The following is a 24,335-nucleotide window of genomic DNA, read 5'->3' as shown; positions in this document are numbered from 1 at the left end:
CATGCGGCTTGTGTCCCCACCAAGGACTTAACTACCTAGCAGGACGCAGCGCTCACCTCAGTGCAACACCGAGCTGGCCGGCACCTTGCCCATGTACTCCAGCGTCGCCAACCACGGCTCGGCCAGCACCCGAATCTGCGCGTCATTGCGCAAGATGCTCTGCATGATGCGTGTCTTTTCCTTGCGCTGCGCCGGCGTCAGCACCAGCTCCTGCGACTGCACACGCAGCTCGCCAATCAGCACGGCGCACGACTTCTCACACTCCACCACGCAGTCCCAGTTTTGCTGCATCGCTGCTGCCAGCATTTCGGCACTCTTGGCCTCAATGGCCTTGTAGTAATCGAGCAATCTGTTCTCCTGCACAGCACCCCCTCACATCACGGGGTTGGCTGCGGTTCCAATCTCTTTCCAGCCTTGCGCCACGGGCTGCAAAACCTTGATAACGTCTTCCACCAATGCCACATCATTGCGGATGTTTGCCTTGGTCAATTGGGCCACAGAATAGTCATACAGCAGCTTCAGATTAGCCGCCAATTCACCACCCTTTTCCAGGTCCAGCCCCATGACCAAACCCTCTTGCAAAATGCGAACAGATTTGGAAATGTGGCGACCTTTTTCCTCCACTTCGCCACGCTCAATGGCGCCACGCGCCGCGTTCAGCGACTGGAACAAGCCATCAAACAGCATCTGGATCAGTTGGTGCGGGGAAGCGTTCTCGACACCCGAGTGAGCCCCCACCTGACGATAGGCATTCGCTGCCCCGTAGCCTGCAGAAGAAAACATGTGTTGTTCCTTACACTAGTTCGGACGCGTTCTGCTTGGATTGCACAGCCACACGCACGAACTCTAAAAATCCGAAAAATAACCTGGTACCCGAATCAGCTCGAGGACTTGTTCCACGTCGTCACCATCTGCGAGACGTAGGAGTTCAGGGCATTCAGCGAGGACATCTTGCCATCCAGCGCCGAATACTGTTTATAAAGACGCTCTTCCAAGGTTGTTGCACGTTTATTCACCTTGTCTTGCTCGGCGCCATTACTTTTGAGTGTGCGCTCCAGCGAGTCGGTCTTCGAATTCAAGGTGCCATCAAATGCCAACAGCTTGTCCGTCACCGCCTTGAAATTCACGGCAATCCCCCCTCCTTGACCCATGCTATTGGCCTTGTTGGCAAACAAGGCTTTTAAGTCATCAACATTCGCCAAGCCTTTGTCCAGCTTGGTGCTGTCCACCGTCAAACCGCCACCTTCACGCATTTGAATGCCAATATCGGAAAGACGTGTCAACGCTCCTGTGCTACCAGAAATACCTTGGGTCAACATCCGCAACGTGTTTTGCAAGCTCACCGTTGCACTATCACCCTGCAGAACGCCTGCGGTTTTGGTCTCCTCGGTGTACTTGGTCGACTTAGACAGCAAATCGTTGAGCTCGTTGTACGCATCCACAAACTCTTGCAAGCTCTTCTTGATGGCCTCGGTATCCGTCTTCACCGTCATGGTCGCGGAATTCGTGGTGATCTCCGACACCGAGAAAGACATCCCCGGAATCGTGTTGGCAAACGTGTTGCTGTTCGACTTCACAGTCACCCCGTTCAGCTCGACCTCCGCATTTTGGGCAAGCTGCGAATTTGTCTGCCCCAGCTTCTTCAAAGTCGGGTCAGCCGGGTCAGCCAGGTCAATACCAACCGTAAAACTATTGCCGGTTCCACTGTCTTTGGAACGCAGCATCAGGCGCTCCTTACCATCCACATCGGTCACCACCGAGGCTTGAATCCCCATGCCGGCCTCGTTGACCTTGGCAGCAATTTTGGTCAACGTATCCGAGCTGGAAATATCCAGCTCCTTGACCACCTCATTCGCACCCACGCCTTTCTTGAGAGTGAGTTTTCCAGACGCCCCCATCGTTTCGTCTTTGGCCAAAGCCGCGGCGCCCGCCCCCCCGATCACCGTGGTCTGCGCCTGGGCCAACTTCGTCACTCGAATGTTGTAAGTTCCCGGCGCGGCAATCCCCGTCATGCTCCCAGAGATGGTGGAATTGCTGGAGGAAATATTCACCCCATTCCACGCGCTGTCGCGGGTCAGTTTGGAAACGATATCCCCCAACTTAGAGGTCAGTGATTTGATTTCACCGTAGGTGGAAATCTGGGTCTGAATGCCTTCGGCCTTGGATTCGAGCTTCTTCAGCGGTATTTTTTCAGCAGTCACCATCTGCTCGACGATTTTGGCAACGTCCAACCCGCTACCGATACCTGCCGATGAAATTGCCATGATGAAGACTCCTGTTGCATTAAGTACCCGCAATGACCCAAATCACGCGTAGAACAAGCTGATTGTCGTCGGATTGGCGTTCGCGCAAAAGCCCAAACAAAACCTCTAGCACCCGCCAATCCAGGTGACCTGCCCACGCAGCCAGCGGCCTCAAGAGGCCATACCGTTTTATCGGCAGCCGCCGCGCCAACTTGAGCCTGGACCGCACCCACATCATCCACTAGGCCATACGCCTTGCCGCCAGCAACAGCAGCAGGGCTCGACTGCGCAAACACTCTGCCCCGACTTGCCGAGAGCATCCTGCCGGCATTCGAGGCATGCATCGCGCAATAGAAAAGAAAAAAGGCAGCCACCAGACACCTGGCGGCTGCCATCAAAAGCAAAACTATCCTCGGTCTGCCACCCTGTAGAGGCCGGCAGACCGTACTGCCACTTAACGCAGCAGACTCAGCACCTGCTGGGGCAACTGGTTGGCCTGGGCCACCATGGCAGTGCCCGCTTGCTGCAGGATCTGCGTACGGCTCAAGTTGGCGGTTTCTTGCGCAAAGTCGGCATCCACCACGCGGCCCCGGGCAGCGGTCAGGTTCTCGTTTTGAATGTCGATGTTTTCCACCGTTTTCTCAAACCGCGTCTGGATGGCACCCAGCTCGCCTCGGGCGGTATTGACTTTGTTGATGGCACTGTCGATTTTCTGCAGCGCATCCCACGCACCTTTTTGGGTACCAATATCCACATCGTGAATACCCACAGTGTTCTTTTGGGTGGTACCCGTCAGGGTTCCCAGCGATGCAGAGGTGCCACCGCTCAAGGCAACGTTGATCGCCTGGTAGGTACCACCATCTTTGATGGTGCCACGGAACTTAACCGCGCCATCTTCCAAGAAGGCAGTCACTCCGGTATCGGCAGTTTTCGAGTTGATCGCCTGGAGCACTTTGCCCAATGCTTCTTTATCGGTTGCATCGCTCGAATTGGCAATGGTTGCCGCTGCCGACGCACCATCGGCCCCGGTAATGGTCACGGTGATCGGTGTGGCGCCCGTCATCATGGTGCCTGCGATCGACGGAGAGGCAATCCCAGCCTCCGCATAGTTGGCCTTGCCCAGCTGATCCACCTTGGTATTGGCAAGCGCCCCCACCGTGATGTTGTCGCCCGAGTTGGCGCCCACCTGGAACACCGCACCGGTGAAGCTGCCGTCCAGCAGCTTGGAGCCGTTGAAGCTGGTGGTTTTGGCCACACGGTCCACTTCATCGCGCAGTTGCTTCAATTCCGCTTGCAGCGCTTCGCGGTCGGTTTTGCTGTTGGTGGCGTTGCCCGATTGCACGGCCAGTTCGCGCATGCGCTGCAGCATGTCGCCCACTTTGCCCAAAGCGCCTTCGGCCGTTTGCGCCAGCGAGATGCCGTCGTTGGCATTGCGCGAGGCCACCGCCAGGCCTTTGACCTGGGTGTTCATGCGCTCGGCAATGGCCAGGCCCGCAGCATCGTCCTTGGCGCTGTTCACGCGCAGACCCGACGACAGACGCTGCATGGAAGTGGACAGCGAACCACCCGACAGACCCAGGTTGCGCTGGGCGTTGATGGACACCACATTGGTGTTAATTGACATACCCATTTTGATTCCCCTTCTTAGGATTCACCTTCAGTGATACACCTTCGCCCAAGCTTTGAAATATGCTTTCCAAATGCTTGAGCTAGGCTTTTTTTGCAGGCAGCTTACGCTGCCCGTTTCGCTCATGCCCGCCCGGTAACCGATGAAGAGGCTGCCACCCAGCTAGGCATATTGGTCGGTTTACTGCAGCAGCTTCAGCACGTTTTGTGGCAGCTGGTTGGCCTGGGCCACCATGGCGGTGCCAGCCTGCTGGAGGATTTGCGTGCGGCTCAGGTTGGCCGTTTCCTTGGCAAAGTCCGCATCCGTGATACGGCCCCGTGCTGCAGAAATGTTCTCTTGCATGATGTCGATGTTCTCGATCGACTTTTCAAAACGGGTCTGGATGGCACCCAGGTTCGCACGGGCGCTATTGACCTTGTCGATGGCGTTGTCAATGCGCTGCAGCGACTCCCAGGCACCCGCTTGGGTTTTGATGTCCATTTTGTGGATACCGGTTTGGTCGGTGTTGGCAGTCGTGGGTTGTGCCAACAGCGCCGTCACACCAGCCGCCGCACCAGACACAGCGATAGCAGCACTGGCCAGCACGCCATCAGCATCTTTTTCAGCACGGTATTGGATGGACTTACCGTCATCGGCCAGAAAAGCCACGATGCCGGTGTCTGCCGTTTTGGAGTTAATCGCCTGAATCACGCGGCCCAGTGCTTCATCACCGGTTACGTTCTCATCTTTGGCAATCGTCACCTGTGCGCTGACCTTGTTGGCACCGGTGATATTGATGATCACATCGGCGTTGGTCATATTGTTGGCTGCAGCTGTTTTAGAAGCATCAACAATACCGGTAACGGAACTTGTACCAAACTCCGTTTTACCCAGCTGATCCACCTTGGTATTGGCCAAAGCCCCCACCGTGATGTTGTCACCCGAGTTGGCACCCACCTGGAACACGCCACCGGTGAAGCTGCCGTCCAGCACTTTTTTGCCGTTAAAACTGGTGGTTTTGGCCACGCGATCCACCTCATCGCGCAGTTGCACCAGCTCGGCATTGAGCGCTTCGCGGTCACTCTTGCTGTTGGTGGCGTTGCCCGATTGCACCGCCAACTCGCGCATGCGCTGCAGCATGTCGCCCACCTTGCCCAAGGCGCCTTCCGCAGTTTGCGCCAGCGAGATGCCGTCGTTGGCATTGCGCGAGGCCACCGCAAAACCACGCACCTGGGTGCTCATGCGCTCGGCAATGGCCAGGCCCGCGGCATCGTCCTTGGCGCTGTTGACGCGCAGACCCGACGACAGACGTTGCATGGAGGTGGACAGCGAGCCGCCCGACAAACCCAGATTGCGCTGAGCGTTGATCGAGACAACATTGGTATTGATGGTCATGGCCATGGTGCGATTCCTTTAAACGGGCAGTGTTTGAACAAGTTTTGCTTGTCGCATCCAGGCTGCCTGACCTCTGTGGGCCGTTGCGGCATGTGGTGCCTGCTGCGTACACATGGTTTATCGGGCACTGCTGAGGAATCTTTAGCAGTTTTATAAAAAGTAGCCCTCAACACCCGTTCAAAAAGAACTTGATGCTATCTTTTATGAAGCAAAACACCCTACAAAACCACAAGAAGAGCCCCAAACCCCACGCTTATTGCAGCAATACCAGTAGGGCTGGCAGGAAAGAATGCCTCCATCGCTCCTGTTGCCTGTCCGCCTCTCAGCGCCCATGGTTTCTAGGTGACGCGAAGCAACTCGCATCCTCCGTTTTCTGCCTAACTGAAGGAATCACAGCAATGGCTGCAACAATCAATACGAACATCGCCTCGATCAACGCTCAGCGCAATCTGACGCTCTCTGGGCAGTCCCTGAACACGACCATGCAGCGCCTGTCTTCGGGCCTGCGCGTGAACAGCGCTAAGGACGACGCGGCAGGCTTGGCCATTTCCGAGCGTATGAATACGCAAGTCAAAGGTCTGACAGTGGCCTCGCGCAATGCCAATGACGGCATTTCGCTGGCACAGACTGCTGAAGGCGCTTTGGGCAAAGTGGGTGACATGCTGCAGCGCATGCGTGAACTGGCCGTGCAAGCCGGCAACGCCACCAATAGCGCCAGCGACCGCAAGGCACTGCAAGCCGAAGTCAGCCAGCTCAGCGCCGAAATTGACCGCGTGGCAAAGCAAACCAATTTCAACGGCACCAAAATTTTGGACGGCAGCTTTGCGGGCGCCGTATTTCAGGTGGGCGCCAATTCCGGCGACAACATTACGCTGGGTGCGCTGTCCGATACGCGCGCCGCCAAGCTATCGGCCATCAACTACGCCAGCACCACAGTTGATCCGATTGATACCAACGAAACGACAGGCATAACCGCCTATAACAAAGCAGTGCCTGTACCGCCTGCCACTCCTGCTGAGGAAACCGCTTTGACAACGGCCAAAACCACCGCCGATACAGCCATCGCTACAGCACAAACAACATTGAACACAGCCTTGGCAGCCAGCCCTCAAGTCCCCGCAGACGTCGCTGCAGCGCGCAATGGCGTCGCTCAAGCCCAAGCAGCGCGCTATGGCTGGGACGGCATGGCCATCGCTGTCGGTGACATTGCGATCGACCTTGGCTCGCTTCCTCCAGCCAGCAACGGCGCCGAGCGCATTGGCCAAGTGGTGGAAGCCGTCAACGCAAAAACCGCAGACACAGGTGTCACCGCATATCTGACCAAAAACGATGATGGCACTTACAAAATGGAGTTGATGTCCAGCAAACTTGCCTATGACGGTGTTGCTGCAGCAGAAGTCAAGATGTATGGCTTTAATGTTGCCAGCACGGGCATCGACGGCGATGGCACAGACCCAGCCTTTGCCGAGCCAGTTGATGCAGACAAAATTGGCATTGAAAGCATTGACGTCACCACCCAGGCCGGTGCATGGATTGCGCTGAAAAAAATTGACAGCGCGGTCGATCAGGTGAACAGCGCGCGCGCAACGCTGGGCGCGGTGCAGGCACGTTTTGAGAACACGGTCAACAACATCGACATTCAGGTAGAAAACCTGTCTGCCGCCCGTGGTCGCATCATCGATGCCGACTTTGCCAAAGAAACTGCCAACCTGAGCCGCACACAAATCCTGCAACAGGCCGGCACCGCCATGGTGGCCCAAGCCAACCAAATTCCGCAAAACGTGCTGCAGCTGCTACAGGGCTAAACATCTAAAACGGCGCCAACCAGGCCGGCGCGACCAAATAGCTGCTCACGCGTGTTTTCTCTGGCTTTCAGATCTCGTCATCTGGAACTCAGAAGATGCAGGCGTGAGTAGCTTTTTTTGGTGGCGCGGCAGAGAAATTCCCCGGTTCCCAATAGCAGAACACTTCTACTTTCCCCTGTCTTCTTGCCCTTTTGCCAGGAATACGTGCTGCTACGCTTGTTGCGAACGTCCACCCTATGACGCCGCAAGGCGCCCCCATGCCATGGCAGCAGAAAAAATCTACGTTACCCAGCCCTACCTGCCCCCCTTGGAGGAGTTCATCCCCTACCTGGAGCAAATCTGGGCCAATAAAGTACTGACCAACGGCGGCCCCTTTCACCAGCAACTCGAACAAGCACTGTGCCGCTATCTGGGGGTGTCGCACATCAGCCTGTTTAGCAACGGCACCCTGGCCCTGATTACCGCCCTGCAAGCGCTGCGCATTAAGGGGGAAGTGATTACCACCCCCTACTCTTTTGTTGCCACGGCCCACGCGTTGCTGTGGCAAAACTGCACACCCGTGTTTGTCGATATCGAGCCGCACACCCTCAACCTGGACCCCGCCAAAATCGAAGCGGCGATCACCCCGCAAACCACCGCCATCCTGCCCGTGCACTGCTACGGCAACCCCTGCGATACCGCAGCGATTCAAAAAATTGCCGACAACTACAACCTGCGCGTCATCTACGACGCGGCCCATGCCTTTGGCGTGCAAGATGCCGGAGGCAGCATCTTGCGCCACGGCGACCTATCGGTACTGAGCTTTCACGCCACCAAGGTCTTCAACACCTTTGAAGGCGGCGCCATCATCTGCCACGATGCCAAAACCAAACAGCGCATTGATCACCTGAAAAACTTTGGCTTTGTGGACGAGGTCACCGTTGTCGCTCCAGGCATCAACGCCAAAATGAGTGAAATCAACGCCGCTTTTGGCCTGCTGCAGCTGGAACACATGCCCCATGTCATGCAGCGCCGGGCCGAAATTGATGCCTATTACCGCGAGCAACTGGCCCATGTGCCAGGCATCAGCTGCCTGCCCCAAGGCCATCAGACCGTAGCCAATCACTCTTACTTTCCGATTCTTGTCGGGCCAGAGTACCCATTGAGCCGTGATGAGCTGTATGAAAAGCTTAAGGCCCATGGAATTTATGCAAGACGTTATTTTTATCCGTTGATTTCAGAATTTCCTATGTATAGGGGGCTACATTCTGCCACCCCAGCCAATGTCAATACCGCTAGCCATGTGGCAGAGCAGGTGTTATGCCTTCCTATTTATCCAAAATTAAAAAGCACCACCCAGGAAAATATTATTAATATCCTAAAAAAACCTTAAAAACCTCACCCCTCAAACATATACACAAGGAAAGCACCAAATGGAAGAAAAACTGCGAAAAATTTTTGCATCCAGCCTAGATATCAGAATCAATGATGTGCATGATGATTTGAAATATGCCACCATTGTTCAATGGGACTCCATTGCACACATGGCCTTAGTTGCTGCTATTGAAGAAGAATTTGACATCATGATGGATGCTGAAGACGTCATTGATATGAACAGTTTCTCCAAGGCCAAAGAGATTATTAAAAAATATCTTTGATACCTAACCCTTTCAAGACTCTCAAATTCAATAATGTTCTGGAGTTTTTGTGCGCAAGATGCCGACCGCATTGCTGCCATAGATGCCAATGGGCAAGCCCTGCGCTATGGTGAGCTGGCAGCGCGGGTGGCAGCAGGTGCAATGCACCTGCGTTGCCTGGGTACACGCCAACTGGGGCTGCTCTTTATCAGCAATACACTGCCCAGCCTGATTGCTTACTTGGCCTGCCTGCAAGCTCGCCATGTGCCCTTGCTCCTGCCTGCTGGCATGGCTGCGAACCTGGCCGACAGCCTGCAAGCTCATTACCAGCCTGACTGGATCATGGGAGAGCACCTTCAGGCCCCTCTTTTGAGAGGGGCAGACTTACCAATCGCCCACCCAGCACCCAACACCCAGCATCCAACTGCACTGGCCCCTGAACTGGCATTGCTGCTGAGTACCTCGGGCAGCACGGGTAGTCCTAAGCTGGTACGCCTGTCTTACGATAATCTCCAGGCCAATGCTGCAGCCATTGCCCAGTACTTGGAGCTAAGCTCGGATGATCGGGCGCTAACGTTGCTGCCACCCCATTACTCCTACGGGCTGTCCGTCATCAATAGCCATTTACACGTCGGGGCCAGTCTGGCGCTGAGTGATGTGAGCGTGCTGGCGCCTACGTTTGCCCAAACTATTCGTACGCAAGCCATCACCTCCCTAGCAGGAGTACCTACTATCTACCAAATGTTGTGGCGCACAGGTTTTAACCGGCAGGAATTTCCTTCACTACGCACCTTGACTCAGGCAGGCGGGCGGCTAGATGACAAGTTAATTCGCGCATTTTCCCAACTGGCCGATGCACGAGGTTGGCGCTTTTTCGTCATGTACGGACAGACAGAAGCCACGGCACGCATCAGCTTTGTACCGCCACATAGGCTGGCAGAGAAAATTGGCTCCATCGGCATTGCTATTCCTGGCGGGCACCTACACATTGACCCGACCAATGACGAACTAATTTACAAAGGCCCCAACGTGATGCTGGGCTATGCCACCAGTCGTGCAGACCTAGCTCAGAACGACGAGCAGCAAGGCTTGCTGCGTACCGGGGATATGGCATGCCAAGATGAGGAGGGGTTTTTTTACATTACCGGAAGGCTCAAGCGTTTCGTCAAGCTGGCAGGTAACCGCATCGGTCTGGATGAAGTAGAGCAGCATTTACAGAACAAGCTGGAGCTGCCTGTCATGGTTGCGGGCCGCGATGAGCGCCTAGTCATCTGGCTGGAAACAATGGATGAGACACTGTTGGAAACCACTAGGCAATGGCTGACCAGCCAGTTCGGCATTCACCACAGCCTTTGCCGCTTCAGACTGGTGCCATTCCTACCGATTCTGAGTAACGGCAAAAAAGACTATTCTGCCCTAATGGCTGATACATAACATGGAAATTTTCTTATTTTGCCTGCTGAATCTATGAATTGCCCCATTTGCAAGTCCAGAACCAATTTTTATTTTTCTAAGGTCTTTGATAACTACAACTTGGGAACCGTCGATTACTGGCGTTGTACGCAGTGCGGCTTTGTCATTTCCAAAACCCATGTAGAACTATCGCCCCAAGCATGGGAGCGACTCAATGTTACATATCACGCCACCTATCAAAATTTAGAAACCAACCCTGATGATCCAAAATGGATTTCTAGACTGGAGGCGCAGGCTGACATGCTGAAATGTGCAGCACAAATTGGACTCATCGAAAAGGGAAGTCGCTGGCTCGATTACGCTTGTGGAGACGGCAAGTTATCCGAACTTTTGCAGCAAAGGGATTTAAAACTACTAAAATACGAGCATTATATGCCTGCCAGATCTGATTACCTAAAAGAATCGGAATTAGAAGCAGGTAAGTTTGATTTTTTGCTGACCACCTCGGTATTCGAGCATCTCACTTGCAGAGAGCATTTTGATGCAATTGAACGATTAATATCCCCGCAGGGAGTAATGGGACTGCACACCCTTGTATGCGAAGAGATTCCCCCAGATCCCTCTTGGTTCTATCTACTACCCGTGCATTGCGCATTCCACACCAACCGCAGCATGCAACTGCTATTCAGGCAATGGGGTTACACCTGCTCTGTGTACCATCTTGAATCAAGACTTTGGCTCTGGTTCAAAGAGGATGCTGCAAGTATCCGGCTACGCCTGAAGAAAGCAGGTGATAGCGGCAATACCTTCATTTTCAAAGAGGATTTCGTTGATTACTGGAAGTGATAGCGTCACGCAACCACCTCAAGCCACACCGGATTTTCCACGTATGGCCCTTACACCGGAAATCCCACCCTACGACCTGAGGGCAGCAAACAAATCCCCCCTGCTGCGGGATGCCTTGAACGCATTGACAGCATGGCATGCTCAGCACTGCCTGTCTTACGCTAACATGCGCCAACGTATGTTTGGCACAGCCCCAGCCACCTGCTGCGAGGATCTGCCTTGGCTACCGGTGCGCCTTTTCAAAACCCAAGATCTGATGAGCTGCGAGCAGAGCAGCATCATTAAAACGCTTACCTCCAGTGGCACGACGGGCCAGGCCGTCTCACGCATCTATCTAGATCGTGAAACATCGTTGCGCCAGACGCGGGCACTGACGGCCATCATGACCAGCTTTCTGGGCAAGCAGCGCCTGCCGATGGTGATCGTCGATAGTGCCGACCTACTTAAAGACCGCAGCCGCTTCAATGCGCGGGCGGCGGGTATCTTGGGGTTTTCGGTCTTTGGCAGACAACACCACTACTGCCTCGATGCCGACCTGAACCTACAAATCGACGCACTGCAAGATTTTTTGACCCAGCACCGGGGCACGCCGATTCTGGTCTTCGGCTTTACCTTCGTGGTCTGGCAACGCTTGCTGCAAGCCGTCATCTCACAAGGTCGCAAACTGGACTTTGGCCCCGGCAGCACCCTGATTCACGGCGGCGGCTGGAAGCGCCTGCAAGACCAGCAGGTAGACAACGCCACCTTCAAGGCACTGTTGCGCGAGTACCTGGGGCTGGAGCGCATCTTCAATTACTACGGCATGGTCGAGCAGGTCGGTTCCATCTTCATGGAATGCGAGCACGGGCACCTGCACGCCCCGGCATTTGCGGATGTCATTGTGCGCGACCCGCTGACGCTGGAGCCGCTGCCGCCTGGGCGCGAAGGCGCAGTGCAAGTCCTGAGTGCTCTACCGGTGAGCTACCCCGGCCACTCCCTGCTGACGGAAGACCTGGGCGTGCTGCACGGCGAGGACGATTGCCCCTGTGGCCGTCACGGGCGTTACTTCTCCGTTCTTGGTCGTCTGCCTCAGACAGAACTGCGCGGTTGCAGCGATACCAGGACCATTCCAGCATGAACGCGATGCCGAAGATTACCTTTTTCCTGGGTGCACGCCCTGACTCCAGCCTGCCGGATGCGCTTGCGCACAGCAGTGCCTTGCCCGCCTGGGAGCCGTTTGACCCGCGTGCCGTCACCTTTGTTGGCAAGTTCTCACAAAAGCTGCTGACCCACCCACGCATCCGCGAATTCCCAGAACTAGCCGCACTGGCGCATTGGTTTCGCGCCGCACGCCTACGCGAGTTGGAGCAAACCCGCCCAACGCTGACAGATGCCATAGTGCGCGGTCGCGGCCTAGTGTTTCACCTAGCTCCAGCCAATGTGGACTCGGTTGCCATGTACTCGTGGCTGATTGCACTACTGGCAGGCAACGTCAACTGGGTACGGGTATCGCAAAAACCTTCGACCCAATTCGATTTCATCATGGCCGTGTTGCAGCAAACCTTGGCCGACGAGGCAGCGGGACACCCCATCGTCGGGCGCGTGGTGCTGCTGACTTACCCGCACGATGAGGCGGTTACACACACCATCTCCGCAGCCGCCATGTGTCGCGTAGTCTGGGGTGGCGATGCCACCGTGGCCGCCATCCGCGCCATTCCCTTGCGCCCCAGTGCCACGGAACTATGCTTTCCCGATCGCTTTTCTGCCGCCGCCATCAACGCCCCTACCGTGCTGGCACTCGATGATGCCGCGCTACACCAACAGGCCGCGGCCTTTTATAACGATGCCTTCTGGTTTGCCCAGCAAGCCTGCTCATCCCCCCGGCTGCTGGCCTGGGTCGGCCATGCCAGCGAATGCGCCCAGGCACAGCAACGCTTTTGGGCTGCGGTGCAAAGCCAAGTAGCGCGCATGCAGCCAGAAAACACCGCCGCTATGCACATGGCCAGACTAGGCGCGGCATTTGATCTGGCAGCACAGGCGCTGGCACACCCCAGCCCAGAGCAAACCGACGGCGCATACCCCTTCTTGCGCCTGACTTTGGAGCAACCGCTGAGCATTGGCATGAAAAACTTGCACTGCGGCAACGGCCTGTTTTTGGAACAACACCTGAACCACCTTCACGAACTGGCCCCACAACTAAGCGACAAGGAACAAACCTTGACTGTTTTGGGCTTTAACCGCGCTGAGTTGTTGGATTTGGTAGACAGCCTGCCGCCCCGTGCCATCGACCGTATCGTGCCATTTGGCGAGGCACTGAGTTTTGCACCGGTCTGGGATGGAGTGGACTTGTTTACCGCCTTCACCCGCCAAATCAGCCTTCCACCCCAAGCCCACTCAACACCCCAAGGAAGCTAACTATGTCACGCATTCTTATCGCTGGAGGCGGGGGCTTTGGCCTGGAAATGTATAGCTACATCACCGCCGATTTGGCCGCCACAGAAGCATCACAGCGCCCCCTGCTTGGTATCCTGAACGATGGCCCGGGCTGCGAAGTGCTACACAAAATCCCACAAGCGCTGTATTTCGGCAACATTCAGGACTACCATCCCCGACTCGGCGATGCTGTCACCATTGCTATCGGCAGCGCCTCCGCGCGCCGCAAGATTGCGGAGCTGCTGCGAGGACGCAGAGCCCACTGGCTGACCTACATTCACCCCACGGCATGGGTTGCTGACACTGCCACCATTGGAGAGGGCTCGATTATTTGCCCCAACAGCATCGTCAACGCTGGTGCCCATATAGAAGAAAACGTTGCCGTCAACGTGTTTTGTAGCGTCGGCCATGGTGCACGTATTGGCGCGCACTCGGTGCTATCACCCTATTGCTCTTTAAGCGGAGATTCAGCACTAGGAGAAGGCGGGTTCATGGGCACACGTGCCACGCTGTTCCCCAAAGTGGTGCTGGGCTCGAACTGTGTGGTGGACGCACACACCCCAGTCAAACAATCCACGCCAGATCGGAAAATCATCTCTAGCCGCGGCCAGTATCTAGTCCTTGACAACCGCACTGCTCCACGAATCTGAAAATCCCATGTCCATCCCACCCGTACTTCTGGATAGAAAAGTCGCCGTCATCACCGGTGCAGCACGCGGTATTGGCTTGGCAACCGCGCAAACGTTTTCCCAGGCTGGCGCCCATGTCATCTTGATGGGGCGCTCCCTGGGGGCCTTGGAGCAAGCCTGCACGCAGATTAGAACCGCCCAGGCTGATGCGCAGGTAGAAGCCATCGCCTGCAACGTGGCTGACCCACACAGCGTGCGCGATGCGTTTCAGGCCGTCTTTCGCAGCCATAAAAAGCTACACGCTCTGGTGGCCAATGCAGGGGTCCTGGACGATGCGCTGATCGGCATGGTCACGCCGCAGCAGATTGAGAACACCTTTGGCACCAACACCTTTGGCACGCTTTACTGCGCCCAATACGCCAGCCGGTTGATAGCGCGCTCAGGCGGGGGCGCCATCATCAATGTCAGCTCCATCATTGGACGCACAGGCAATGTAGGCCAGGCTGTGTATAGCGGAAGCAAAGCGGCCGTGATTGGCATCACTCAATCGCTGGCTAAGGAACTTGCGCCGCAGGCCATCCGCGTCAACGCCATTGCCCCCGGCTTTATCGACACGGACATGGCGCGCTCCATCGGCCCGGAAAAGTTCGCCGAGCGGCTAGCCTCTATCAAAATGGGGCGTATCGGTACGCCCGCAGAGGTAGCCAACGTAGCGCTGTTTCTAGCCAGCGATATGGCTAGCTATGTAACCGGTCAAGTAATTGGAGTTGACGGGGGAATGGCAATTTAGATGAATATAACTTGATACATAATTAATCATAATAAACCGTAGGCGTTGTTGCACAAATGCCGGTCGCAGCTGAGGTAGGCTCGGGAGATGAGAGAGACGAGCTGGGGTCGGGTTAAGTACCGCACAACGAACTGGAAGGCTTACAACGCAGCGTTGAAGGCGCGAGGTGAGCTGACCATTTGGCTCGATAGGGATATGCAGTGGCTAGCTCGGCCCACGGGCAAGCGTGGTCGTTGCCAGAAGTTCTCAGATGCGGCCATCCAGTTTTGCCTGACCATCAAGTGCTTGTTTGGCCAGCCCTTGCGCCAGACACTGGGCCTGGTTGAGTCGCTATTGGGTATGGCAGGCCTGCATTGGCCAGTGCCCGACTACAGCACGGTGTGTCGCAGGCAAAAGAGCTTGGATGTGCAGGTGCGCTACCGTGCAAGTGACAAAGGCTTGCACATGCTGGCCGACTCCACGGGCATCAAGTTCTTGGGCGAAGGTGAGTGGAAAACCAAAAAGCACGGTGCCGAGCGCCGCCGCCAGTGGCGCAAGGTGCATCTGGGTATTGATGCCCAGACACTGCAGATTCGGGCCATCGCAGTAACAACCAATGAAGTGGGCGACTCGCCCATGGCAGCAGACCTGCTAGGTCAAATTCCAAGCAATGAAGAGATAGCTAGCTTTACCGGTGATGGGGCGTACGACACGCAGGATGTACATAAGGCGTGCTACCTGCGGGGAGCCATTCCAATCATCCCGCCGCGCAAAGGAGCGAAGCTGCGCAAAGGGCTGGCATTTGCTCACCGCAATGAAGCGGTCAAGGCGTGTAGGCAGTTGGGGCGGGCTATCTGGAAACGCTGGAGCGGCTACCACCGAAGGTCACTGGTGGAGACCAAGATGAATTGCTTCAAGCGCCTGGGCGAGAAGGTCATGGCCAGGACGTTTGAGCGCCAGGTGACCGAGCTGCACATCCGAGCTTCAATCCTCAATCAATTTACCGCTCTGGGCACGCCCCAGACAGTCGCTGCTGCGTAAATCTATTTGGGATTGGGGATGCCTTGGCCTATGGCCGATTTATGCAACAAAGCCATGCAACAACGCCCTATCACGCTTGAAATCGAGTTTTGCAGAGTTTCCCTAAATAAATTTAAAAAACTCTTCCCAATCGGGAAAATCTTTATTAAAATCTATACTTTCATCATCTATTTTTATATTCCCTGGTTTGCTACCAGAGCACCACATTGACCAAACCGTTAAAAATGATTTAGTAAAACCATCAACTATCTGAGATATTTTTTCATTATTACTTTTAATTAAATATTTTCCCAAATTCTTTCTAATCATATTTAAAAATATTTTATTTTTAGCCATAAAAATAGCCTTCTGAATAAAGTCTTCAAAATCTCGTGCCACTAAGTATTTTTCAAGCCCTACTTGATGAGCCACTAAAGCACCTTGATAGCTTGGATAAGTTTTTCCGGCCAAAGTCAATGTCGGAACTCCCATCCACAATGCATGGAGTGTGGTGGTTCCACCAGTATATGGAAAAGTATCCAAACATAAATCAACCTGATTATGCAACTTGAGATACTCTGAAAAACCAGAACGCGGGTAAAAATACAATCGATCTTCAGAAATACTCTCTTCCTGGAACCAGGCCAATAGCTCTTCAGGAGCTCCATTAGCTGGCATTGCCGCCATTTGTAAACGGGAGTCAGGAACAGCCCGTAATACTGCTGACCACAAAGCAATCACCTCCCTATTGATTTTATTAAGTCGGTTAAAAGAGCCAAATGTAATAAAACCATTTTCTATACAGGGAGCAGCACCAACAGGTTGTATCGTACTTTTTCCATCAAAAGAAAATGCACGTGGCAGTCTGATAATTTTCTCAGTGAACTGGGGACTGATATTTTCCCCCGGCAACAAACTCTCTTCCGTCACAAGATAGTCCATTGCTTTCAACCCCGTCGTTCCAGGATATCCAAGCCACGTCATTTGCACTGGAGCAGGATGGCGTGCAAAAATCTTCAGTCGATCTCCAGCAGTATGGCCACTCATATCTACCAAGATATCAATTTGGTCTTCTCGAATTTTTTCAGCCAGTTTATCGTCTGACCATTGCACGACCGTCCGCCAAACATCCATATTTTTTTGGATAGCGAGCATTGATTCATCCACTGCACCGTGGTTGGAATAGGCATAGGTAATAAATTCTGGTCGCTTATGCAATTCTTCAAAGAATGGAATGACGAATTTAGCTACCGCGTGATTCCTTAAGTCAGCAGAAACAAAGCCTATTTTTAGAGGCCGATCGGTGGTACGGCTATTGGTGTAGGTGGTGTATTCCTTGCCTTTCACCTCTTCTTCAATCAATTTACCGTAAGCACGGTGCTCTCGGTACAGCTCTTCGGGGGTGATTTTGGTGCTATGACTCAGGGCAAACAGCATGCTGCTGCGGGCATGGGAGAAGTTAGGCGCAATTTTCAATGCTTTGCGAAAGCATGCAATCGCATCATCAGCGCGGCTAAGAGAAAGGTTCACAATCCCTAAATTGGTATGTAAGTGCGGAATATTGGGCAAGACTTTAATACTGGCCTTAATTTCCTCCATAGCTGCCAAGGGATCTTCGGTGGCATTCAATGCAGCGCTAAGGGTAATATGGGCCGCAGCGTAATCTGGCTGGGCTTTGATTGCACGGCGCAGCCATTCCAATGCTTCATCTTCTTTTTTCTGCTGCACCAGGTTACGGCCAATTTCATACAGGCTTTCCGGGCTTTCATTGTCGATTTCTGCACAGCGCAGCAAACCGGCTTCGGCTTCGGCAAATCGACCATGCACTTCCAATAAATGGCACAGGTTGCGCAGCGCCTGGGTGTAGCCAGGATGAATTTTTAAAGCTTGCCTAAAAGCATTTTCCGCAGCCCCTAATCGCTCTTGGTTGCGCAAGGTAACACCATAGGCATCCAATAACTCTGCAGAATTTGGACTTGCATCCACAGCGGCTTTAAAACAGACCAAGGCACCGTCTTGGTCACCTTGCAAGCGCAAAGTGGCGCCAAATTTTTCAAGAAAAATTGGATTGTTCGGCTCTTGCTGCAAGGCTCGGGCATAACTTTGCACAGCCTCTTCCAGCGCGCCTTGCGCCTGAAAAACTTGGCCCATCTTTGCATGCGCCGCAGCGTAGTCAGGCTGCATGCGCAGAATCCTCTGTAGAACCGCCGCTGCCTCATGCTGCTGCCCAGCACCCAGCAAGGCGTCTGCCCACAGCATCTGGGCGGATGCATCGGCAGGCAACAGGGATGCAGCCTGTCGATACGCTTCCAGAGCCTTTTGCCAATGCCCGGCACGTTTTTCCGACTCCGCCAGCAATCGCCAAACCGATGCCGATGTCGGGAATCGCACCAGCAAAGTCGAGGCATTCTTTATGGCACGCTCATATTTTTTCTGATTGAAGAGGCTCAGCAATTGCTGCAAATCGGCGATGCTTGGCTCGTCACCCACTGAAGCTACCGCCTGAACAGGCTGCGGCTCTGGCAGTGGAGCGGCCTTTTTCAAAGCGACAGCCACGAGATCGTTCACAGTGGTTCGGGCCAGGCGTATATCTCGCTCAAACGAGGCAATTTGCAAATCGTTGAGCCCATAACCACTGGCCAAACTCAAAACATGTTCGGCCACTTCCAAAGCATCCGCCTTGATCAGCGCATCGATATAACTAAACCAAAACTGCAGACGCGTTGGGTTGATATTGAGTGCGGCCTCAAAGTAGGGCAATGCGGTCGAAGGCTCCAACAGTTGCACCGAAAATAGCACCCCGATATTGTGCAAAGCGCTGGCATCTTCGGGATTCCCCCTTAGCAATTCCTCGTATTTTTTGCGTGCATCTTCAAACCGCCACTGCTGCTGCAGATAGATGGCACATTCCATGCCATCTTCCGGCAAGGATTCAAGAGTCTGGGCTACATTCACAGCCTTATTATTGATTTTCATTTTACCCTCTGCTCTTTTTAAGCATTTGCTTTTTACTCTCTATCAAACCCTGCAGCACATCTATCGCAGCACCTTCTGCCATCCGAGCGAGGTTCAAGAGAAATTTATCATTCTCTACTCGCAACCAGTTCAGGGGCATATTCCACCACTCCAGTTGCAAAAGGAGTTCACGGATTTTTTCCGAAAATCTAAATCTTACTAACCGCGCTGGTGAGCCAACGTAAACACCATATGGTTCCGATTTAAAGTTAGGCGGAAGCAAACTTCGGGCCCCGATCACGCAACCATTCTCCACAACGCTGCCACCGAGGAACATCGCTTCGTCACCAATCCAGACATCATTCTTGATCACTGTGTCCTGGTATTGCGGTACAGGCGTATTTTTCAAACCGTCAGCCAAAAAAGAAAGCATGGCGATGGAGATAGATTCCATATCATGCTGACCATTCAAAATAAACTTGAGCCGCAAACCACCTGCAACATATCTTCCTATTTTGAGTGACTGCGTGGCCGTGTCATACTTCACCACAGATCCGACACCAACACCGGAACATCTTCCAATATAAAAATCACCAAAACCCGCATCCAACAAATCATTATCCAACCAGTCCCTGAAGAACCCATGAGGAATGGTTGACATAGAACCATCTTCATATCTCAGGATATTAAAATTTTTTGACAATGGTGATTTTTTGTCTAGGCCACAAAAATTTTCTTCTGTCTGAATATTCATTGATCTGTCAGTTGAGATATGTGATTGCCATCAGTCGCTGCATGTTCTTCACTCAAACCTGCTCTTTGCGCAGACAGAGGTGCACTGCATACAAACACCTGCACGGATGTCTTGGCACGCCCGCCAGAAACGGCCACCGTCAGAAAAAAAACACGGACATCTGGGCGCCGGCGGACAAGGGCGGGCCGTGGCCTGCCTGCTGAACAAGCCGCCAGGACAAAGCATTCAAGGAACAGGCGAACTTGCCGATAACTGGCAGGTAGCCCACCTTGTGCATCCGAGCTTACCGAGCCATCCCCCACCCAAAACAAAGAAGAGACGCTGGCTTTCACACCAGTTCCTTCCTTTGATCGACATTCAGTCTGACAAAATCACCGCCATGCTTGTACTTATTGGTTACATCATCGCCTTCGGCTGTATCTTCGGCGTGTATGCCCTGCATGGCGGCAACATGAGTGTGCTTGCCAAAGCCCTGCCGTTCGAAATGGCCACCATCGGCGGCTCCGCCCTGGGCGCGTTCATCGTGACCAACCCGCCCAAGGTGCTCAAGGCGACGGCATCGGCGCTGGGCAGCTGCATCAAAAGCGCCAAGCACAACAAAGGCCGCTTCATGAACCTGTTAGCCTTGCTGTACGACCTGCTGCAAAAGGCCCGCAAGGAAGGCTTGATGGCCATCGAAATGGATGTGGAAGAGCCCCAAAATTCGGAAATTTTTCAGAAATATCCCGAACTGCTGGCAGACCAGCATCTGGTGGAGTTCATCACCGACTACCTGCGCATGATGGTGTCGGGCAACCTGAACTCGCACGAAATCGAGTCCCTGATGGAAAACGAAATGGATGCCCACCACCAGGAGGAGCACCGTGTGGTCACGGCGCTGCAGCGCCTGGCCGGTGCCCTGCCGGCGTTTGGTATCGTGGCAGCGGTGCTGGGGGTGGTGAACACCATGGGTTCCGTCGGGCAACCGCCTTCGGTGCTGGGCGGCATGATCGCCTCGGCGCTGGTGGGTACGTTCCTGGGCATTTTGCTGGCGTATGGCCTGGTGGAACCCCTGGCCGGGCTGATCGAGCAGCGCAACCAGGACGCCGCCAAGGAATACGAGTGCATCAAGTGCACGCTGATTGCGAGCATGCAGGGCTACAACCCACCCACAGCGATTGAGTTTGGCCGCAAGGTGCTGTACTCGACCGAGCGTCCGGGCTTCCTAGAGCTGGAAGAGCACGTCAAGAGGAAGTAATCCATGCCGCCACCCAACCAGCCCGGCGGCGCAGCCGCGGGCGCAGCGAATGACAAGAAGCTGCAGCCCATCATCATCAAGCGCGTCAAGAAGGGTGAACACGGTCACCACGGCGGTGCCTGGAAGATTGCCTATGCCGACTTCATGACGGCGATGATGGCCTTCTTCCTGCTGATGTGGCTGCTGGGCTCGACCTCCAAGGGGGACCTGCAGGGGATTGCCGCGTACTTCAACTCGCCCCTCAAGGTGGCGATGGCCGGGGGCGACGGCTCGGGCAACAGCTCCAGCGTCATCCCCGGGGGCGGCAACGACCTGACCAAGGTGTATGGCCAGGTCAAGCGCTCGGAAGCTGAGAGCGAAAGCCAGCGCCGCCAGGTGGACACCAAGCGCCAGCGCGCGCAGCAGGACGCCCAGCGCATCCAGGCCTTGCGCGCCAAGATTGACGCCATGATTTCCAGCAATGCCACGCTGAACGAATACCGCTCGCAGATCCGCATGGACGTGACACCCGATGGCCTGCAGATCCAGATCGTAGACGACCAGAACCGCCCGATGTTCGACATCGGCAGCGCCATGGTCAAGCCCTACATGCGCGACATCCTGCGCGAGGTTGGCTCAGCCCTGGGCGGGGTGGAAAACCGCATCAGCCTGGCGGGCCACACCGACGCTGCGCCGTATGGCATGGGCGAACGCGGCTACAGCAATTGGGAGCTGTCGACCGACCGGGCCAACGCCTCGCGCCGCGAACTGGTGGCAGCCGGCATGCCCAACGACAAACTGGCCCGCGTGGTGGGGCTGGCAGCCAGCGACCTGCTGCACCCGGACGACCCACGCGCGCCGCAAAACCGGCGCATCACGATCACCGTGCTGACGCATGAGGCAGAGGAACGCTTGCTGGGCAAGCAAACCCCGACTGTCCACCCAGACAGCAAATTGGAAACGGAAAAGCAGGACAATCCCCCACCTGCAGCCCAAACTCCGTGACAATTTGTGAAAACAGGACGAAGCCCGTGCTTGGCACAGGTTTCATTCAGAGCTTTTTTGACCGAAAGGGTCCCCCGTGGCCAACGACCTTCGCTTTTTGATTGTTGACGACTTCTCGACCATGCGCCGCATCGTGCGCAACCTGCTCAAGGAGAGCGGCTTCACCGAGGCCGATGAGGCCGAAGACGGCGTGGCGGCATTGCACAAGCTGCGCAACGGCAAGTTCGACTTCGTGGTGTCCGACATCAACATGCCGAACATGAATGGTTTCCAGCTGCTGACGGAAATCAAGTCCGACGACAAGCTCAAGCACCTGCCCGTGCTGATGGTGACCGCCGAAGCCCGCAAGGAAGACATCGTCGCCGCGGCCCAGGGTGGCGCGGCCGGTTACATCGTCAAACCCTTCACCAAGGCCACGCTGGAAGAGAAGGTGAACCTGATCCTGAAGAAGGTGGGCCTGGGGTAAAGCCATGGAACACACACCGCCCAACGCCGGCCCACCCGCAGGCTTCGACCATGGCGAGGTGCACAACAAGATCGGACTGCTGACACGCCAGCTGCACGACGCGTTGCGCGAGTTGGGCTATGCAGACCGCCTGCGCGGGACGGCCCAAGAGCTTCCGGATGCACAAAACCGCCTGTCCTACATTGCCCGCCTGACCGGCCAGGCGGCCGAGAAGGTGCTGACCCTGGTGGACGATGCCAAGGAGCGTCAGTCCAGCATCGTGGCGCGCACCAAGCAGATGCGCCAGTCCATGATTGCCGACCCGGTGGCGGCCGTGGCCAAGGGCCACATCATGAATTACCTGGAAGACATGGAAAAGGCCACGGAGATCGTGGACAACCAGTTGACCGACATCATGATGGCGCAGGACTTCCACGACCTGACGGGTCAGGTGATCGCCAAGGTGGTGACCCTGGCCGGCACGCTGGAGAACCAGCTGATTGAGCTGCTGCTGCAGACCGCCCCGCAACCGGCCGGTCACCAGCCACTGCTGGATGCGGGCGAGGTCAGCGCCGCTGCCGCCATGGCGACCGGTGCGGCCGTGGCCGCCGACCAGGCGGACGATCTGTGGGCGACAGCCCTGGCAGAGGCCGCCCCCGAGGAAGCGGTGCAGGACCCCAGCACGGCAGCCGACCAGCCGGCGCACCCGGTCTTGCAAGGCCCCGTGGTGGACCCCAACGCCCAGGACGTGGTCACCTCGCAGTCCCAGGTGGACGATTTGCTGGCCAGTTTGGGCTTTTAAGAAAAAAGTGAGCTGCCAGCGCTTGCATTTCAAGCACTTTAGATAGTTTTCTCTCTGAAGCACCTGAAAAACAAGCGCTAACAGCTCTGGTATTCAGAGCATTGCTCGGGCACCTAGCAGATTGCCCGCCGCCCGCCACCGCCGCGGGCGTTGAAATAGCGCCGCCTGTGGCGCGCTTTTCCCGCTTTAGCGTTCTGGCCGCTTGCGGACAATGGCATGAGACCTTTCCCTCATGCCGTCATGGAATCGAGCCAAGATAAATCCCTACCAGCCACCGCCAGGAAGCTGCAGAAAACCCGCGAGGACGGCCAGACGTCGCGCTCGCGCGATCTCGGCCACCTGGCCGTGCTGGGGGTGGGCTCGCTGGTCGTGATCGTGGGCGGCCCGACGCTGATGCACCACCTGCGCATCGCCCTGAGCCGGCAGATGTCGTTCAATGCCGAGACCGTGCTGTCGCCGCAACTGATGATGGAGCGCCTGGTGGACATGGCCTGGATCGGCATCCTGGGCTGCGTGATCTTTGCTCTGGTGATCAATGCGGCCTCGATCGCGGCCACGCTGATGTCTGGCGGTTGGATCTACAGCCTCAAGCCCATCATGCCGCAGTTCAACCGCATCAACCCGATCTCGGGCCTTGGCAACGTCTTCTCCAAGCAGCAGCTGATCACGGCGCTGAAGAACGTGCTGCTGATGCTCATCCTGGGCACGGTGGGCTGGTTCCACATCAAGTCCGGCATCCCGGACATGGCCTCCCTGCCCTCCTTGGGCGGCGCGGCCGCCCTGGCGCGCGTGGGCGACTGGATCGTGACCGGCCTGCTGCTGTTGCTGCTGGTGGTGTTTGCCGTGGCGTTGATCGATGTCCCGCTGCAGAAGTTCCTGTTCCTGCAGCGCCTGAAGATGAGCCACCAGGAAGTCAAGCAGGAACACAAGGAGTCCGAGGGCAGCCCCGAGCTCAAGGGCAAGATCCGCCAGAAGCAGCGCGAGATCGCCCAGCGCGCCAGCGTCACCGCCGTGCCCAAGGCCGACTTCGTGGTGACCAACCCCACCCACTATTCGGTGGCCCTGCGCTACGACGAAAGCAATATGGCGGCCCCCCAGGTCGTGGCCATGGGCGCCGACCTGGTGGCCCTGAAGATCCGCGAAGTGGCCAAGGCCCACGACATCCCCGTGCTGGAGTCCCCCATGCTGGCGCGTGCCCTATACGCACACGCCGAAATCGACCAGTCCATCCCGTCCACGCTGTACACCGCCGTGGCCCAGGTGCTGGCCTATGTCTACCGCCTCAAGGCCGCGATGCGCGGCGAGGCCCCTGCCCCGGGCGAGCTGGTTCAGCCCCTGGTGCCCCCGGAACTGGATCCGCACACCCGACGTGCTGCGGCCGCACAGTCTTAAGCGTTAGAAAGC

At 55.7% G+C, this 24,335-nt stretch carries 22 protein-coding genes; 15 read left to right on the top strand and 7 right to left on the bottom strand.

What is annotated here, in order from left to right:
* Nucleotides 1–57 precede the first annotated feature (57 nt).
* From KAQ61_RS18360 to KAQ61_RS18340, 5 genes are all read right to left on the bottom strand, one after another.
* Entirely contained in the window at nt 58–348 is a 291-nt protein-coding gene (locus KAQ61_RS18360; protein ID WP_476728541.1) for a flagellar protein FliT, read from the bottom strand.
* Between the two features lie 24 nt (nt 349–372).
* Nucleotides 373–783, bottom strand: a complete 411-nt coding sequence (fliS, locus tag KAQ61_RS18355; RefSeq protein WP_210930087.1) for a flagellar export chaperone FliS — start codon at nt 781–783, stop codon at nt 373–375.
* A gap of 95 nt (nt 784–878) precedes the next feature.
* Nucleotides 879–2,264 carry a flagellar filament capping protein FliD gene (fliD, locus tag KAQ61_RS18350; RefSeq protein WP_210930086.1) on the bottom strand — a complete coding sequence of 462 codons (1,386 nt, stop codon included), beginning with the start codon at nt 2,262–2,264 and terminating at the stop codon, nt 879–881.
* 433 nt (nt 2,265–2,697) lie between these two features.
* Nucleotides 2,698–3,873: a flagellin gene (locus KAQ61_RS18345; RefSeq protein ID WP_210930085.1), complete on the bottom strand. Its 1,176-nt coding sequence runs from the start codon at nt 3,871–3,873 to the stop codon at nt 2,698–2,700.
* A 177-nt stretch (nt 3,874–4,050) separates the two neighbouring features.
* Nucleotides 4,051–5,250, bottom strand: coding sequence for a flagellin (locus KAQ61_RS18340; RefSeq protein ID WP_210930084.1), 1,200 nt, complete (start codon nt 5,248–5,250; stop codon nt 4,051–4,053).
* A gap of 392 nt (nt 5,251–5,642) precedes the next feature.
* On the opposite strand from KAQ61_RS18340, the gene KAQ61_RS18335 reads away from it, so the two are divergent.
* The 10 genes from KAQ61_RS18335 to KAQ61_RS18290 all read left to right on the top strand — a co-directional run bounded on the left by KAQ61_RS18335 (nt 5,643) and on the right by KAQ61_RS18290 (nt 15,775).
* On the top strand, nt 5,643–7,049 hold the full coding sequence (locus tag KAQ61_RS18335) for a flagellin N-terminal helical domain-containing protein (RefSeq protein WP_210930083.1): 1,407 nt from the start codon (nt 5,643–5,645) through the stop codon (nt 7,047–7,049).
* Nucleotides 7,050–7,311: 262 nt separating this feature from the next.
* Entirely contained in the window at nt 7,312–8,421 is a 1,110-nt protein-coding gene (locus tag KAQ61_RS18330) for a DegT/DnrJ/EryC1/StrS family aminotransferase (RefSeq protein ID WP_210930082.1), read from the top strand.
* A gap of 40 nt (nt 8,422–8,461) precedes the next feature.
* Nucleotides 8,462–8,686 carry an acyl carrier protein gene (locus tag KAQ61_RS18325; protein ID WP_210930081.1) on the top strand — a complete coding sequence of 75 codons (225 nt, stop codon included), beginning with the start codon at nt 8,462–8,464 and terminating at the stop codon, nt 8,684–8,686.
* A 33-nt stretch (nt 8,687–8,719) separates the two neighbouring features.
* Nucleotides 8,720–10,099: an AMP-binding protein gene (locus KAQ61_RS18320; protein ID WP_210930080.1), complete on the top strand. Its 1,380-nt coding sequence runs from the start codon at nt 8,720–8,722 to the stop codon at nt 10,097–10,099.
* Between the two features lie 33 nt (nt 10,100–10,132).
* Nucleotides 10,133–10,924, top strand: coding sequence for a methyltransferase domain-containing protein (locus tag KAQ61_RS18315; protein WP_210930079.1), 792 nt, complete (start codon nt 10,133–10,135; stop codon nt 10,922–10,924).
* A gap of 43 nt (nt 10,925–10,967) precedes the next feature.
* Nucleotides 10,968–12,041, top strand: coding sequence for a LuxE/PaaK family acyltransferase (locus KAQ61_RS18310; RefSeq protein ID WP_210930078.1), 1,074 nt, complete (start codon nt 10,968–10,970; stop codon nt 12,039–12,041).
* A complete protein-coding gene (locus tag KAQ61_RS18305) occupies nt 12,038–13,318 on the top strand; it encodes an acyl-CoA reductase (protein ID WP_210930077.1) in 1,281 nt (426 codons plus the stop codon). The genes KAQ61_RS18310 and KAQ61_RS18305 overlap by 4 nt, the downstream gene beginning before the upstream one ends.
* 2 nt (nt 13,319–13,320) lie before the next feature.
* Nucleotides 13,321–13,986: an acetyltransferase gene (locus KAQ61_RS18300; RefSeq protein ID WP_210930076.1), complete on the top strand. Its 666-nt coding sequence runs from the start codon at nt 13,321–13,323 to the stop codon at nt 13,984–13,986.
* A 7-nt stretch (nt 13,987–13,993) separates the two neighbouring features.
* Nucleotides 13,994–14,755, top strand: a complete 762-nt coding sequence (locus KAQ61_RS18295; protein ID WP_210930075.1) for an SDR family NAD(P)-dependent oxidoreductase — start codon at nt 13,994–13,996, stop codon at nt 14,753–14,755.
* Nucleotides 14,756–14,842: 87 nt separating this feature from the next.
* Nucleotides 14,843–15,775: an IS5-like element ISAav2 family transposase gene (locus KAQ61_RS18290; protein ID WP_043387407.1), complete on the top strand. Its 933-nt coding sequence runs from the start codon at nt 14,843–14,845 to the stop codon at nt 15,773–15,775.
* A 102-nt stretch (nt 15,776–15,877) separates the two neighbouring features.
* Here the strand turns inward: KAQ61_RS18290 and KAQ61_RS18285 are convergent, their stop codons facing one another.
* Nucleotides 15,878–18,730 carry an O-linked N-acetylglucosamine transferase family protein gene (locus KAQ61_RS18285; protein ID WP_210930074.1) on the bottom strand — a complete coding sequence of 951 codons (2,853 nt, stop codon included), beginning with the start codon at nt 18,728–18,730 and terminating at the stop codon, nt 15,878–15,880.
* Between the two features lies 1 nt (nt 18,731).
* Entirely contained in the window at nt 18,732–19,463 is a 732-nt protein-coding gene (locus KAQ61_RS18280) for an LbetaH domain-containing protein (RefSeq protein WP_042413579.1), read from the bottom strand.
* 379 nt (nt 19,464–19,842) lie between these two features.
* On the opposite strand from KAQ61_RS18280, the gene motA reads away from it, so the two are divergent.
* From motA to flhB, 5 genes are all read left to right on the top strand, one after another.
* Nucleotides 19,843–20,700: a flagellar motor stator protein MotA gene (motA, locus tag KAQ61_RS18275; RefSeq protein ID WP_043382790.1), complete on the top strand. Its 858-nt coding sequence runs from the start codon at nt 19,843–19,845 to the stop codon at nt 20,698–20,700.
* Between the two features lie 3 nt (nt 20,701–20,703).
* A complete protein-coding gene (gene motB / locus KAQ61_RS18270) occupies nt 20,704–21,684 on the top strand; it encodes a flagellar motor protein MotB (RefSeq protein ID WP_042413582.1) in 981 nt (326 codons plus the stop codon).
* Nucleotides 21,685–21,760: 76 nt separating this feature from the next.
* Nucleotides 21,761–22,150 carry a chemotaxis response regulator CheY gene (gene cheY / locus KAQ61_RS18265; RefSeq protein WP_042413586.1) on the top strand — a complete coding sequence of 130 codons (390 nt, stop codon included), beginning with the start codon at nt 21,761–21,763 and terminating at the stop codon, nt 22,148–22,150.
* Nucleotides 22,151–22,154: 4 nt separating this feature from the next.
* Nucleotides 22,155–22,931: a protein phosphatase CheZ gene (locus KAQ61_RS18260; RefSeq protein WP_210930073.1), complete on the top strand. Its 777-nt coding sequence runs from the start codon at nt 22,155–22,157 to the stop codon at nt 22,929–22,931.
* A gap of 240 nt (nt 22,932–23,171) precedes the next feature.
* The gene (gene flhB, locus KAQ61_RS18255; RefSeq protein ID WP_210932004.1) at nt 23,172–24,323 is read left to right on the top strand and encodes a flagellar biosynthesis protein FlhB; all 1,152 of its coding nucleotides are present in this window, start codon (nt 23,172–23,174) and stop codon (nt 24,321–24,323) included.
* Nucleotides 24,324–24,335 lie beyond the last annotated feature (12 nt).

This window comes from Comamonas aquatica (assembly GCF_018064205.1).
In the GTDB taxonomy this organism is placed as follows: Bacteria; Pseudomonadota; Gammaproteobacteria; order Burkholderiales; family Burkholderiaceae_C; genus Comamonas; species Comamonas aquatica.
This window is presented reverse-complemented; position numbering and strand designations above follow the sequence as displayed.

Coding starts and splice junctions, on each gene's coding strand:
- fliS (WP_210930087.1), bottom strand. CDS start 783: ATGTTTTCTTCTGCAGGCTACGGGGCAGCGAATGCCTATCGTCAGGTG.
- fliD (WP_210930086.1), bottom strand. CDS start 2,264: ATGGCAATTTCATCGGCAGGTATCGGTAGCGGGTTGGACGTTGCCAAA.
- KAQ61_RS18345 (WP_210930085.1), bottom strand. CDS start 3,873: ATGGGTATGTCAATTAACACCAATGTGGTGTCCATCAACGCCCAGCGC.
- KAQ61_RS18340 (WP_210930084.1), bottom strand. CDS start 5,250: ATGGCCATGACCATCAATACCAATGTTGTCTCGATCAACGCTCAGCGC.
- KAQ61_RS18335 (WP_210930083.1), top strand. CDS start 5,643: ATGGCTGCAACAATCAATACGAACATCGCCTCGATCAACGCTCAGCGC.
- KAQ61_RS18330 (WP_210930082.1), top strand. CDS start 7,312: ATGGCAGCAGAAAAAATCTACGTTACCCAGCCCTACCTGCCCCCCTTG.
- KAQ61_RS18325 (WP_210930081.1), top strand. CDS start 8,462: ATGGAAGAAAAACTGCGAAAAATTTTTGCATCCAGCCTAGATATCAGA.
- KAQ61_RS18320 (WP_210930080.1), top strand. CDS start 8,720: ATGTTCTGGAGTTTTTGTGCGCAAGATGCCGACCGCATTGCTGCCATA.
- KAQ61_RS18315 (WP_210930079.1), top strand. CDS start 10,133: ATGAATTGCCCCATTTGCAAGTCCAGAACCAATTTTTATTTTTCTAAG.
- KAQ61_RS18310 (WP_210930078.1), top strand. CDS start 10,968: ATGGCCCTTACACCGGAAATCCCACCCTACGACCTGAGGGCAGCAAAC.
- KAQ61_RS18305 (WP_210930077.1), top strand. CDS start 12,038: ATGAACGCGATGCCGAAGATTACCTTTTTCCTGGGTGCACGCCCTGAC.
- KAQ61_RS18300 (WP_210930076.1), top strand. CDS start 13,321: ATGTCACGCATTCTTATCGCTGGAGGCGGGGGCTTTGGCCTGGAAATG.
- KAQ61_RS18295 (WP_210930075.1), top strand. CDS start 13,994: ATGTCCATCCCACCCGTACTTCTGGATAGAAAAGTCGCCGTCATCACC.
- KAQ61_RS18290 (WP_043387407.1), top strand. CDS start 14,843: ATGAGAGAGACGAGCTGGGGTCGGGTTAAGTACCGCACAACGAACTGG.
- KAQ61_RS18285 (WP_210930074.1), bottom strand. CDS start 18,730: ATGAAAATCAATAATAAGGCTGTGAATGTAGCCCAGACTCTTGAATCC.
- KAQ61_RS18280 (WP_042413579.1), bottom strand. CDS start 19,463: ATGAATATTCAGACAGAAGAAAATTTTTGTGGCCTAGACAAAAAATCA.
- motA (WP_043382790.1), top strand. CDS start 19,843: ATGCTTGTACTTATTGGTTACATCATCGCCTTCGGCTGTATCTTCGGC.
- motB (WP_042413582.1), top strand. CDS start 20,704: ATGCCGCCACCCAACCAGCCCGGCGGCGCAGCCGCGGGCGCAGCGAAT.
- KAQ61_RS18260 (WP_210930073.1), top strand. CDS start 22,155: ATGGAACACACACCGCCCAACGCCGGCCCACCCGCAGGCTTCGACCAT.
- flhB (WP_210932004.1), top strand. CDS start 23,172: ATGGAATCGAGCCAAGATAAATCCCTACCAGCCACCGCCAGGAAGCTG.